7 protein-coding genes are annotated in these 13,561 nt (G+C 64.2%); 3 read left to right on the forward strand and 4 right to left on the reverse strand.

The features are described 5' to 3' along the window. Positions 1-86 precede the first annotated feature (86 nt). On the forward strand, positions 87-1,808 hold the full coding sequence (locus tag ACLIVD_RS41820) for a tyrosine-protein kinase domain-containing protein (RefSeq protein ID WP_491933644.1): 1,722 nt from the start codon (positions 87-89) through the stop codon (positions 1,806-1,808). Between the two features lie 420 nt (positions 1,809-2,228). Here the strand turns inward: ACLIVD_RS41820 and ACLIVD_RS41825 are convergent, their stop codons facing one another. Next, positions 2,229-3,200 carry a recombinase family protein gene (locus tag ACLIVD_RS41825; protein ID WP_491933645.1) on the reverse strand — a complete coding sequence of 324 codons (972 nt, stop codon included), beginning with the start codon at positions 3,198-3,200 and terminating at the stop codon, positions 2,229-2,231. Between the two features lie 576 nt (positions 3,201-3,776). On the opposite strand from ACLIVD_RS41825, the gene ACLIVD_RS41830 reads away from it, so the two are divergent. Both ACLIVD_RS41830 and ACLIVD_RS41835 read left to right on the forward strand, forming a co-directional pair. Next, on the forward strand, positions 3,777-4,301 hold the full coding sequence (locus tag ACLIVD_RS41830; protein ID WP_491933646.1) for a hypothetical protein: 525 nt from the start codon (positions 3,777-3,779) through the stop codon (positions 4,299-4,301). Further along, entirely contained in the window at positions 4,298-4,915 is a 618-nt protein-coding gene (locus ACLIVD_RS41835) for an RES family NAD+ phosphorylase (protein WP_491933647.1), read from the forward strand. The genes ACLIVD_RS41830 and ACLIVD_RS41835 overlap by 4 nt, the downstream gene beginning before the upstream one ends. 2,585 nt (positions 4,916-7,500) lie before the next feature. Here ACLIVD_RS41835 and ACLIVD_RS41840 read toward each other — a convergent pair. The 3 genes from ACLIVD_RS41840 to ACLIVD_RS41850 form a co-directional block, all read right to left on the reverse strand. Continuing rightward, a complete protein-coding gene (locus ACLIVD_RS41840; protein ID WP_491933648.1) occupies positions 7,501-9,162 on the reverse strand; it encodes a purine-cytosine permease family protein in 1,662 nt (553 codons plus the stop codon). A 124-nt stretch (positions 9,163-9,286) separates the two neighbouring features. Further along, positions 9,287-11,299, reverse strand: a complete 2,013-nt coding sequence (locus ACLIVD_RS41845) for a hydantoinase B/oxoprolinase family protein (protein ID WP_491933649.1) — start codon at positions 11,297-11,299, stop codon at positions 9,287-9,289. A 43-nt stretch (positions 11,300-11,342) separates the two neighbouring features. After that, positions 11,343-13,394, reverse strand: a complete 2,052-nt coding sequence (locus tag ACLIVD_RS41850; protein ID WP_491933650.1) for a hydantoinase/oxoprolinase family protein — start codon at positions 13,392-13,394, stop codon at positions 11,343-11,345. Positions 13,395-13,561 lie beyond the last annotated feature (167 nt).

A 13,561-nucleotide genomic window follows, 5' to 3' on the forward strand; every position in this document is an offset into this window, starting at 1 on the left:
TGCAGAGGTTCAGTCGGGTCGAAACAAAGTAGATGACAGCACGATCACGCAAGCCCCCGAGCGTGAAGTCGATGGGAGACTCGATAATGGAAATACAGGACTACCTGCGAATTCTGCAGTCACGATGGAAGATCATCGCGATCACCACCGTGGTCGCTATTCTCGGCGCGCTGGGAGCATCACTGCTCACCACGCCGATGTACGAGGCGTCGACCCGCATGTTCGTCTCCACCTCGTCCGGGGCATCAGTCAACGAGATATACCAGGGAAACCTGTTCTCGCAGCAGCGAGTGACGTCCTACACCAAACTGCTCACCGGTGAAAATCTCGCGCAGCGAACCATCGACAAGCTAGGCCTCGACATGACGGCGCCCGCACTCGCATCGCAAGTGAAGGCCAGCTCCGCGCCCGACACCGTGCTGATCGACGTCAAGGTGCAGGATCCGTCGCCGGAACGCGCCCGCGACATCGCCAACGCCCTGTCCGACGAATTCGTCGTCATGGCACGAGAATTGGAAACACCCGAGCGTGGCGGCGCCCCGGCGGCGCGCGTCGTCGTCGAGCAGCAGGCACAGACGCCGACGGTGGCGGTCTCCCCGAAGACCATGCGCAACCTGGCGCTGGGTGCAGCGGTGGGATTGCTCCTCGGGATCGCGCTGGCAGTCCTGCGTGATCGCCTCGACAACACGGTCAAGGACCGGCGCACCGTCGAGGAGCTGGCCGGATCCGCACTGATCGGCACCATCCCGTTCGACAAGGACCGGCAGACGCAGCAGGCCATCAACTTCGCCGAAGGCCACTCGTCGAGCGCCGAGTCCTACCGAGAACTGCGCACCAACCTGCAGTTCCTCGAGGTCGACAACCCGCCGCGGGTCATCGTCGTCACCAGTTCGCTGCCCACCGAGGGCAAAACCACCACCGCCATCAACATCGCGCTCGTGCTGGCGGAGGGCGGCCAGAACGTGTGCCTGGTCGAGGGCGACCTCCGTAAGCCGCGGGTGTCGAAGTACCTCGGCGTCGTCGGTTCCGTCGGCCTCAGCAGCGTCCTGGCAGGCAAGGCCGACCTCGACGCCGTGCTCCAGCCGACGCAGTACTCGGGTCTCACGGTCCTGGCGTCCGGACCGATCCCGCCGAACCCGAGTGAGCTCCTCGGAACGGAGACCGCCCGCCAGGTGCTGGCCGACCTGCGGGGGCGTTTCGACTACGTGATCGTCGACGCGTCACCGCTGCTGCCCGTCACTGACGCGACCGTGCTGACCGCGATGTCGGACGGCGCGCTGGTCATCGCGCGGCACGCCGAAACCAAACGGGATCAGCTGTCGCGGGCCGTAGGCAACCTGCACAGTGTGGGGGCAACCATCCTCGGAACGATCATCACGATGACACCGAGCCGCGGACGGGGCGTCTACGAGTACAAGTACTACTACGAGACCGACAAGTCTCTGCCGCAGATGCAGCAGGCCACCCCCGCGCAGCCTGCCGTGCAGCAGCACCCTCAGCATCAGGCACCGCAGCCGCCGGCACCGCAGCCGCCGGCACCGCAGCAGCCGGCCCCGTACGTTCGCGACGAGTACCCGCCGCACCAGTACGGTCCGAACGGGGGAGATCCGCAGGAAATGCCCGCCTATCAGGGTGCCCCGGCCTACCAGGGCGACCAGAGTCAGCAGTGGAACGGCGGTCCCGACCACTACGGCAACGAGCAGCAGGCGGGCGCACCGGTACCTACCGCACCGAAACGCACCCGCCGCTACCGCGACGACCAGGAAGCCTGGTCCGAGGCGGACACTCCGCGCGACCACACCCAGTAGATCGGCGATCTCGGACCACCTGAGGGCAATGCAGGTCTGCTCGTTCTTCTCGGTCGAGTCCGCGATTTCCTCAGGACCGTCCGAGGCCCGGTGCCGCGGAAACACGGCGGCGAGGTCTGCGACGGTGCAGGCGCCACAGGCGTCTACACCGTCGTTTACCTCCTGTGTGGTGGCACAGGAGGTAAACGAGCAACCCACAACGGGCCACGGCCACCAACTTGCATTACCTCCCCGCCCTGATCACCTAGGGGATTTGGCTGCCGGTGTGGATCATCCACGCCGGGCATCGCCGACCCTCGCCCGGCAGGGTTGGTGACGGTGGAAGGTGCTCTCTGACAGGCGGCTCTCGCTGAGCCTGTTGGTAGCTATCGGATCCCAACTGGGCTGGAGAATTCGATGCCTGGACCGATTCAGGAAGTTTCAACGCTTCCAATCGATCCGGACGAATTCCGGATCGAAAGCTTTTCGTCCGCGGGGTGACGGAAGTATGGTCACCGTCATCAGCAGTGCAATTACCGTGCCGCGCCGGTCCGCGCTGATCTTCTCCCAGCGTGCGCGGAGATCGCCGGCACCGATCTTCTCCCAACGTGCGCGGAGATCGTCGGCGCCGATCGACTTGGCCAGCCGGTCCCAATGCGTCTGGACGGTGAGAGCGGTGTCGATCCGAGCCAGGTCGTACCTGATCTGTGCGGGATGCGCTGCTACTTGGTGTCCGTCGACCTCACGAGTCGCGAATACCTGCGCCAACGCTTCGAGCCGTCTCTGCAGCCCTCCCCGCTTTCCTTGGAGGGCTGGGACGTCGACCCCGTCGTCTGACTTGTCGAGGAGAAGTGCGTCCTCCGCGGTGAGTCGGTCGATCACCAGCGTGTCGATGTAAGCATCGAGGGTGTCCTGCCGCCTCCACAGATGGGCTGATTCCTTGCAGACGTAGAAGTTCGTGTCCCGGCTCGTCGTGACGTGTGTTGTGCTCCCGCACTTTCCGCAGAGGTAGACGCCCGAACCCTGCCAGCGCCGATCCCGTGCCACCGTACGTCGACCATCGAGGATTTCGACTACTGCTCGGTGCGTGTGCTCGTCGATGATGGCGGGCCACTGGCCGGCACCGACAATCTGACCCTTGTATGTGGATAGCGCGGCATATGTCGGGTTCCGCAGCACGGCAACCACTTTTTTGCTGGTGAACGGATTCCCCTCGCGAGTCGTTAGCCCGCCCGTGTTCCACCTGCGGGAAATTTCTCCGGTGGACAATCCGGACAACAGCGATTGCGCACCCTCCCGTATCGCCGCTGCCTCGGCCTCCACGACCGCCGCACCGTGTGCGGTGTACCCGAACATCGGAATTCGGGTGCGCCACTCCCCGTCCAATGCAGCCTGCTCACTCGCCCCAGTCATCCGCTCCTGCGCGCCTTCAATCTCATGCCCGTCTTGACGTCGTTCATTATTCGCCGGTTGTCCTTTATTGCGGTCGAGTGGTCGCGGACGCGGACCCACGAGACTCCGTAGCCCAGTGACGCTGCCGACTGGCGGCAGCCTGGCGCGACCCGCCGAGCCTCTCGCACCGATGATCCGCCGACACCCGCGCACGGATCCTGCTTGCGTACTGCTCACCGCCCAACCCCTGCTTCATGAGGATCATACGGTTCAGTCCGACGGCGCGACCTTCGCCTTTGCCCATGTGGATGTCGCGCACCACGGCATGACTCGTGTCATATCAGCAGTCCTGTCATCCCGGTGGCAAGCGGCTCCGATCCGGCGCGCACCTGGCTACCGCTGCCGGGATCTCAGCGAGCGGTTGTTGGGGTCGGCAGCGAGCATGCTGCGGCGTTCATCTGCAGCGATGAGGTCAATGTCCTCACTCGACCGTCGATTGTGGAGGTGTGTTCGGGCCGACCTCTCTGGTTGACGTGGTTGACCCAATGCGGCATCATTGTGGTTGACAAGGTTGACGCTGGAGGGTGGGTAGTGGTGATGACGTCGCTGGTGGAGCAGGAGAAGCAATTGATGGAGGAGCTCTCGCAGCGTGTGCACCGCACGTTCGCCGCGGCGGCTGCGGCCGGTGTGCCCACCGACGCGTTCGCGGACGTGCAGGCGATCGCTGATGCGATGTCGGCTGCGCTTCCCACCCATCATGTCTATGACCAGGTCGTGGGCCCGTTCTACGACACGGCCGGGCTGACTCGGTGGTGGAATGTCAGCCGACAGGCGGTGAGCAAGAAGGTCGCTACCAACGCGGTGATCGCCTGCCAGCTCGAGGAGGGGCAATGGGTCTATCCGGTGTGGCAGTTCACCAGCAGCGGCACCGTGGACCCGGCGCTGGTGCAGGTGTGGCGTGTCCTGCGGGCGGGGGCGGACCCGTGGACGTGTGCGCTGTGGCTGCGGGCACCGCAGGATGCGTTCGGCGGTAAGACCGCGGTGGGCTGGTTGGCCGAGGGTGGCCGGGTCGATCCGGTCCTGGCGGCGGCCCGCGCGGACGTGCAGCGGTGGGCGGCGTGACCCGGGAGGATGTTGCGCTGCGGGCGCCCGGATCGCGCGCGCTGACCGGGTTTCCTGGTTGGCGGTTGACCGGGAGGAGGCAGGTCAAGCGGGGTCACCGGGTCTCGAATGGGCCGTGGTGGTTCTCCTCGTCCGGTGGTGGACGATTCGATCTGTCCGCGCCGAGGGGTACGTGCTATGTCGCATTCGATGAGGCGACGGCGATCCGGGAGACGGTGGGGGAGGCGTTGGCATCGCTCGGGGTGGTCGCCCACGACTTCGCGGCCGAGCGGGCACTGTCGACGCTGCGGGTGCCGGGCACCCATGACCTCGCGGACACCTGTACTGACGCGGCTGCCGCGTTCGGGCTCACCCGGGAGTTGTGTTCGATGACTCCGTACGACGTTCCCCGGGCGTGGGCGGCGGCGTTCGATGTCGAGTTCGACGGTCTCCGGTATCAGACGCGCTTCACCACGGGCCCGGCGGCGAATGCGGCAGCCGTGTTCGGTCCGTCCGGTGAGATGTCCTGGCCTGTGGACCCCCGCCCGGAGTCGTTCGCGGCGGCGGCGAGGCGTTGCGGTATTGCGGTACAGCCGCTTCCGCGGTCGGTCCGGGTCCTCGACCCGCCGACCTGACGATCGCCGCCGGCGCTCGCCAGGTCGATGTGTCGTGCGTCGAAGGCCGGACGCGCCAACCGTTTGTAGAAGCGCCGCGTCCAGCGTGCCCGTGAGGTTGGGAGGCGCCAGTGAGTCCGAGTGAGCCGGGACCGGACTGACTCTCCGGGCAGTGGGAGTTGCATGGTCACCGTGGGGTCGATGACACGCGATGACGGGCCCAACGCGCACCGTTGAGCGCTTCGATGTCGAACGGTGCGTCTACCCATTTCTACGGTGAGCAGTACCCGACGGTCGCGGTCATTGGCCCCATTAGCTGCTACCGAGGCGGACTGAGGTCCATCGACTGGCTGTGAGGTCTGGGATGATCAACCTCGCAAAGATGAACCACGTTCGGACCACCGCCACCCTGGTCAACCAAATTACTCGATCGCTATTGTCTCGTCGTCAAACAGCGTTCGCTCAGCGTGCCCGCCAAGGGCGAATTCCTGTCATCGGTGAGGGCCGCCGACCGGGCCGCCATGATGCCCACCGGCCGGCGGTTCTACACCCCGCCGAGGGCGACTCGGAAGGGGAGTCTCTACATAACCCACCGCAACTCAATCTATCGAACACTTTCCAAACCGAACACGAAATCGACTGCGCATTAATATGTCCCGGCCAAACACCATGCCTGAAACGATCGATGCCGGGCGAAAAGACCTGTCAGCGAATGACTCAGAGTGTAGACGTTCCTCGTCAGGTTGAACAAAGTCCCAGCACGAGGTAGCGGAAGCCCGCCATCCGTCGGCACGGACAGCGGGTCCCCAATCGACGGTCCCGAGTCGGGTCAGTCGGACCGCCGAAGCATGGAAGACCCCGGCAGCCACTGGGGGTTTGGCTGCCGGGGTCGGTGCACCAGCCCGCGCTGAAATGGGCAGCGAGTAGGTGCGCGGCAAATTCTATGGTGCATGGCAGGTTGTTCTACAGATTGTGATGCAGTAAACACAAGGGAACTTCGGCGGGCTGACGCATGTCGTGGCAGCGGTGCGCGGCCAGCCGTCTGCCTCTCCTGGCCGCCGAATGTCGTTCACGCAAAAGACAGAAGCCCAGCCCAGAACCTCTCGTTCATGTGCCACTCGTCGGACCATCTGGCATAGATGCCGACGAGGGTGCCCAGCGACGGACGCGATCCAGGGCAGTGCATCGCGAGTGCGGATCATGGGTCCCCTTGGCGTTCTGGACTATGGTCCGTGGCGTTCGTCGATCCGGAAAACCCGCCAGCCCCTACTGGGACGTGAGGGCTGGCGGGCCCTGCCTCCTAGAACCAGGAAGAATCCTCCACCCGTCATCGACGGAGATACCCCGAGTTGGAGAGGCGCAGCAACTACATCATGTGGTACATGCGTACCACAAGGGGGCTGGTGCAATTTGTTGGGCCCCTGTCAGCAGACTGGCGAAACCCCGCCCAACGTCGGGGGAAGGCGGGGGGTTCCGGCGCCGGTGATCAGGGGTTGGGTCCTGCCGGCGCGAGTTGATCGTAATCGAACAAATTACCGATCCGCCAGTTGAACCGAGCTGTGTATATCGCGTGAATGACGCAGGATGTGAACCGGTTCCGGTCGAATTGCTTGCTAGGCCCACCACACGTCCGAAGTCGATGAGAACGCCGCGGGTTCAGGCAGAGAAAGACCCTGCCGACGGCACTGGAGGTGTCGGCAGGGTCGGTGCCGCCCAGGGTTGGGTGGCGCAAGAACAATAAATCGAGCCCGGTTGACGCGCTACCGATGTCAAACCACTGGGTTCCACAAAATGGCGCAGTGTCAATCGTTCGAATGACACTGCACCCGTGCGCGATGCGCAGACATGTATCCCGCTAATTAGCTGTCGCAGGATCAATTGCGCAATCGATATGAGACCGCCGAGAGTTGACGTCGCGATCCTGGGCGCATGCGCCATTCCACGCCCGAAGGCGGCCACTATGCCCGCAGCGAAGGACCCCACCGGCTGAACGTGTGAGGAGCTGCCCGTGGGGCCCCGTGCCGCGTGTCCCTCATGAAACGCGGTAGGCAAAGCCCCGCCAGGCTACGGATGGGGGCTCGGCGGGGCTTCTACACCGGAGAATCGAGTAGGGAATCGACCCGGTGCGTGCTCAGACTATCTGCGGCAGTCCGCCACCGCCACAGCTACGCTCACCGTTCAGCCATCGACTACATCACAAACGATCTGCACCTCCCTACTCCAATGCGGCGAGGGATGCTGTCTGCATTTGATCGACTCCGGCCACGCGCCTTGGGGCCGGGGTCTAGCGGTCACGTCACCCAGAAGGAGACACACGGTGACTATCAATGCGCGATCCGGACGAACCCCTCAAGACCGGCCGGAGCGCACAAGCTGGACCATACGCCTCGGATTGGGGTTGGGGTTGGGGTGAACGAACCCCGCCAGCCCGTGGGTAGGGCTGGCGAGGTCGGCGTACCACCCACATGCGGGGGACGACGGAGCGCGCCCAACGCCATGATGCGCAGAAGTCCGGACTTGCCGCGCAGAGGACGACTCCGACTACCGTGCCGGAACCGGCACGGTAGTCGAGCACGGAGCCCAACGCCTGGGTCTACCGAGGAAGTTCAGCTCGGAGCAACTCTTCTCGGGGCTTCGAGATCGATGATGCCGGACCGGTACGCCGCGGCCTCCGCTTCTGCCGCACGCAGGAAGCTGGGCGTGTTCGACGCACAGGCGAGACAGATCGCCTGGTGGTCGGCCGACGGATCCCGATCCATCTCGTAGGCGATGTACGAGTCACCGCAGCGATGACACTGAACGCGCGCCTCCCAGGGGTCGGCGACCTCGTCGCGCGGATCGAACGGGCGATCGAGCGTGAACCAGGAAGGCTTCGAGAATCGGAGGGCGATCCCGTACAGGGCTGCCGCGAGCACACAGCTCGCGGGCGGTGCCCAGACGGCGCCTGTGGTTCCCCCGAATGCGACCATGGCGATGCCCGTCAGAGATGAAGCACCCCAGGCGAACACCCCCGCGGGATTCACCGATGGGACGCGTCCTGGCCGGAACTCCGCCGCCGCGGCGTCCGGTCCCTTAGTTCGCGACGAGACAAGGATGTGCGTGAGGGCGATCGCCACCCAGCTCACGATGATCACGCCCTGGTAGCTCAGCGCCTGCAGGATCCACGTCAGGACGTTCGTCAGCATCATCATGTAGACGATCACGGCAACGATCGCCAGCCAGAACACCCGAGGGAGGGTGAGTTTGAAGGCCCGCGCGAAAAAGTTCTGCAGGTTCGTCGAGGCGAGGTAGAAGTTCCCGGTGTTGACCCGCGTCTGGCTGACGACGACCCACAACAGTCCCCAGAACCCCATCATCGCGACGATCCCGAGAATCGCCGACTCCTCGCTCAGCGCTCCCTCGATGGCGATTGTGTGCGCCAGGAACATCCCCACTACCGCATTCACGAGAAGTGTCATCACGTAGAACGGCGTTCCGAAGGTTACGCGCCCGTTGAACGTCGCGTCCTCGGGGCGACCGAACCGGGCGAAGTCCCACGCCATCATGGTGACGACCCAAACACCCATGTACACGGTGTACGCGAACCACCAGCCCGGCACACCGAGATCGGCTGCGCCGTCGGGTTCGTAGGTGAGCCAGTCGTTGCTGTACCCGTAGCCGACGATGGTCCAGACGACCGAGCCGACGAGGCCGACGAGGTAGAGCGGAAGGAGCACCCCGTTGATCTTGTCCAGCCATGTGGTCACGCCGCGCATCGCCAGGGGTGCCTGGTACACGACGACGATCAGACAGCACAGTGCAATCGGGAGGGCGGGGATGTAGGCGTGCAGGGCGCTGGCAACGATGGCGCCTTCTGCGACGACGTAGTAAGTGATGGTGACTCCGAAGAGGGCAGCCGCGAATGCTGAGCCGGCTCGTCCGAACAGGGCGCGGGAGAAGAGGGACACGCTCGTTCCCGTTTTGGCGGCGTACCTGGCAGCCACTGAGTTGATCGCGCCATAGCTCACGGCCGACAGTGCGATACCGATCAGGGTGTCGACCGTACCCACGGCAAGCGTGACCGTACTTCCCACCACGACCCAGAACATCGCGCTCATCAGCCCGAGCCACGCCATCGAGACGGACAGGCGCCCGCTGCGCCACGACAAGGGAACGATGTGCAGTGAATAGTCCTCGGCAGCAGCGTGTTCGAGAACCTTTGGATCGTCATGTGATGACACGACGAGTGCGGGGACTTTGTTCGCACTCAACTCCGGCGATAGTGACATGGTTCTTCCTTTCGATGACGGTTTCTGGCGCCGTTGCCATCTGGATCCTGAAATTGGAGGTGCGCCTTGCCCGGGTGCCCCACGACCGCGATGAGGCACCCGAGCAGGTAGGAGCGGACGTGGCTCAGACTGCCGCGGTCTCGGAGATCGAGAGCGTCCCCTTGATGTAGTCGACGCCGGGATCATCGGTCCAGTGGACGATCGTGCGTCGCTTCAGCATCGCGCGGAACTGGTCGGAGGTGTTGGGCAGCACCTCGCCGCTGCCCCAATCCAGGATCACTCCGTACTGGCGAACGCAGTCCATCTCGTTGATCAAACCGGACCGGTACTCCGCCGATACCGCCTGTGGATCACGCTCCATCCAGGCATGCCGGTTGTTCCGGATGTACTCGCGGGCCTTGTCCGTGGCGCCGGCATCCACCTCGTAGTCGAAGACCTCCGGGTCGATCTCCTTGATGACGACTCCGTAGTCCTTTTCGGCGCGTTCGATCGTGACGTAGCCGTCGATGACGTCTTCGAGCACGGCGTCGACGGCACGCTGCAGCGGATCGCCCAGGCCGCCGCCGCCGGCGGAAGGGCGGGTGAACTCGTCGCCGGACTTGATCGGTACTGCCGCGAAGATCGAGCCCAGGTACTGCTCGTTGTCGGTTCCCTTGTTGAGCCAGACACCGTGTGGAATCGAGGGCAATCCGCCCCATAGCCCCCAGGTGACCGAGCGCTCCCGGTCACAGCAATAGGACATCACGGTGTTGCTGCTGGCCCATAGTCGGCCGCCCTTCTCGGCACCGAGTCCGCCGCGGTACTTTCCCGGGCCTCCGGAATCGGGCACCAGATCATGACACGAGGTGAGCACCGGGGCCAGGCGCTCCTGGCCCTCGAAAGGTTGAGTGCCGTACTGGACACCGAACACGGCAGCCGAAGCGTTGTAGCCGTCGGCACCGTTCCGGGCGCCCCAGCCTCCCATCATCCAGTCGTACCACATGAAGTTGGGGTTGCCGTTTTCGCGCCCGTCGCGCCCACCCACCAGTAGGTACTCAAGGTTGAAGGTGCAGGCCATGGCGCGTTCGGGCTGGATATCGGACCAGATCTCGAACACCGAGCTCATGATCTTCTCGAACGGCCCGGAGCAGAATCCGGCACACGGCGACGGCCAGTCCGCGTTGACCACCGAACCGAGCGGGCCGAGATCCGCTGTTACGACACGGTAGAAGCCCGAATTGAGGGGGATGTCCGGGAACTGCATCTTGGTGCCGGCGACGATTCCGGCGAACGAACCACCGAACCCGGCGTTGAGCATCGAGGAGATGGACGCATGTGACTCGCTGAGATCGTAGTGGACGGAGTCGCCTTTGATGGTCATCTTCATGGTGACCGGGATCAGGCCCTCGCCCAGTGCCGGATCCTGGTCGATGTAGTCCTCGGTGTACCACACGCCGTCGGGCAGGGCGGCGATCTTGGCGCGGGTGAGATCTTCGACGTAATCCTGGACCTCGGCCATGGCCGTCTTGATCGTGTCGACACCGTATTTGTCGCACAGACGCTGTATTTCGCGTTCGGCGACGCGAGTGGCCTCGGCCTGCGCCTGCATGTCGCCGATGATGTCGCGAGGGTTCCGGGTGTTCTTTGCTATGAGGTATGCGACGTCCTCGAGGAACTGATCTTTGCTCCAAAGCCGGGTCGGCGGAATTCGCAGGCCCTCGCCCATGTGGTCGAGTGCCTTGACGTTGAACGAGCCCGGGGTCGCGCCGCCGACGTCCGCCCAATGGCCGTTGGCCTGCGCGTAGCCGAGCAGTTCGCCGTCGTAGTAGATCGGCCGGATGATGCGGGTGTCGTTGAAGTGGCTTCCTCCTTCGTACACGTCGTTGATGACGAAGACGTCCCCGGGATGGATGTCGCCCTCGAATTGGCGGATCACGGCCTTTGCGGTGTAGTGGAGGGTGCCGACGTGCGCTGCGATGTCACCCGTGCCCTGCATGACGGTGTTGCCCTCGGGGTCGCAGATCGCCGAGGAAAAGTCACGCGAGTAGATGACGAACGAATAACAGGTCCGCAGGATCTGTTCTGCCATCTGATCGACAGTGTTGATGAAGGCGTTCTTGAGAACTTCGAATGTCACCGGGTCCAGTGATGTAGCCATGATTTCAATGCCTCTTCCGAATTCGATTGCAGCCGATAGCTATTTACGCTGAGTGCTCGAGGATGAGATTGCCCCACTCGTCGACCCGGGCGGTTGTCCGAGGCGGAACGACGGTGGTCGAATCCAGCTGGTCCACGATGCAGGGACCGGACAGGATCGCCCCCGAGGGAAGGCCGGCGCGGTCGAACACCGGAGTGTCGAGGCGAGCCACCTCGTCCGGGAACAGGACGTGCCGTACCTCGGTCGGAACCGGCACGAAGTCCGTGGGGTCGATCAGTTTCGCAGGCTTGACCTCGGTCCTCGGAGTGAGACCGATAGCGCGGACCAGGATTCGATAGATCTCCACGCCCGCGTCGTCGGCGGCAAAATTGTGCTCCCTGAGATGGGTGGCGTGGAACGTGGCAACCACGTCGTCGAGGTTCGCCAGGGGCACGGTCACGGGCACGGCGATGGCACGCCACTGGCCGAGGTACCGCATGTCGAGGTAGTACTCGAAGATCATGTCCGCGTCGTCGACGTGCTCCGCAGCCAGGCGTTCGCGTCCCTGCGCCTCGAGCTCGCGGAACGACTCTGCGAGGTGGCCGAGGTCGGCCTCGGCCGCATCAGCAAGATACATCTTGGTGAGGTCGTGCTGGATGTCGACGAGCATGCAGCCCATCGCCGAGGTCACTCCCGGGTGCGGCGGGATGATCACCGCGGGGATGCCCAGGTCCTTGGCCAGGTAGGCGGCATGCAGCGGCCCGGCCCCACCGAATCCGACGAGGGCGAAGTCGCGCGGATCGTGACCCTTGCGGATCGAGATCAGTCGAATGGCGTCCGCCATGTTCGCATTGGCCACCTTGATGATCGACTGCGCGGCCGTTTCCACGTCCAGGCCGAGTGGTCGGGCGACCTTCTCGACTGCAGTGCGCGCGAGCGACTCGTCGAGCTCCTTGACTCCGCCGGCCAGCTTCTTGCCCACGGTGCCCAGGATCAGGTTGGCGTCGGTGTTGGTCACCAACTCGCCCCCGCCGCCGTAGCAGGCGGGCCCGGGCTCCGATCCTGCCGACTGTGGTCCGTTGCGAAGTGAGCCGGCGTCGTCCAGCCATGCGATCGAGCCGCCACCGGCGCCGATGGTGAGGACCTCGATGCTCGGGAAGCAGATCGGGTAGCCGAACTCGACACTCCACATGTTCGTCGTCCCCAGCACCCCGTTGTCCGTGAGGGAGACGTCGGTGGAGGTGCCACCCATGTCGAACCCGATCGAGTTCTCGTATCCGCACATTCGCGCGATGTGACGACTGGCGATCGCGCCCGCGGCGATTCCTGAGGCTGCCAGGCGCGCCCCGTACTTTTCCGCCATGGTGGGGGTCATCATGCCGCCACCGGAGTGTAGAAGCAGGACGTCGTTGGCGTATCCGTTCTCTGCGAGCCGCCCCTCCAGGGTGCGCGCGTATGGCCCGATGATCGGTACCAGTGCAGCATTGGCGACGGTGGTCGAAAACCGTTCGTACTCGAAGATTTCGGGAAGAACATCGCTCGACGTCGTGATCGCGACACCCGGCAATTCCTCTGCCAGGATCTCCGCCATCTGGTTCTCGTGCTCGGGGTTGGTGAACGAATTGACAAAGCACACGGCCACGGTCTCGACCGCACGACGCTTGAGGATCCGCGCGACGTCACGCGCCTGATTTTCGTCCAACGGCTCGAGAACCGTGCCGTCGTAACCGATGCGCTCGCGGACCGTCAGGCGGTGACGGCGCGGCACGAAGGGCTCGGCGACTTCTTGATAGGGATCCCAGGTTTCGCGGTCTCCTCGGCGAATCTCGATGACGTCGCGGAATCCTTCGGTCGTGACGAGCGCGATCCGGGGGAACTTGCGAGTGATGAGGGCGTTGGTCGCGATCGTCGTTCCGTGCGAGAAGAACTCGACATCCTCCCAGCTCACACCCGCCTGCTTCATCCCGGCCAGCACGCCCTCGATCGGGTCGGCCTGGGTCGGGTACTTCGCGGTAATGATCTGCCCGTCCTCACGCTGCACGAACACGTCGGTGAAGGTGCCTCCGATGTCGACCGCGGTGCGGATCTTCTCCGGCCTACTGATGGCTTCGGTCATGTTGCCCTCCTCGGGATGTGTCGCTGACCTCCGTCACCCAACGCTTCGCCGCCGGAACCGGCAATTGGCCCATCAACCAATCGGACGCCCGCCGGTACTGGAGATTGACACAGGTCGACTACCCCGAGATCGCTGCTACCTGCAGAAACGAGTGGACGAGTCGCGTA

The organism is Rhodococcus sp. G6(2025) (assembly GCF_058628105.1).

Excerpts from the sequence above, each read along its gene's own strand:
- ACLIVD_RS41830 (WP_491933646.1), top strand. The coding sequence starts at position 3,777 with ATGACGTCGCTGGTGGAGCAGGAGAAGCAATTGATGGAGGAGCTCTCG.
- ACLIVD_RS41820 (WP_491933644.1), top strand. The coding sequence starts at position 87 with ATGGAAATACAGGACTACCTGCGAATTCTGCAGTCACGATGGAAGATC.
- ACLIVD_RS41850 (WP_491933650.1), bottom strand. The coding sequence starts at position 13,394 with ATGACCGAAGCCATCAGTAGGCCGGAGAAGATCCGCACCGCGGTCGAC.
- ACLIVD_RS41840 (WP_491933648.1), bottom strand. The coding sequence starts at position 9,162 with ATGTCACTATCGCCGGAGTTGAGTGCGAACAAAGTCCCCGCACTCGTC.
- ACLIVD_RS41825 (WP_491933645.1), bottom strand. The coding sequence starts at position 3,200 with ATGACTGGGGCGAGTGAGCAGGCTGCATTGGACGGGGAGTGGCGCACC.
- ACLIVD_RS41845 (WP_491933649.1), bottom strand. The coding sequence starts at position 11,299 with ATGGCTACATCACTGGACCCGGTGACATTCGAAGTTCTCAAGAACGCC.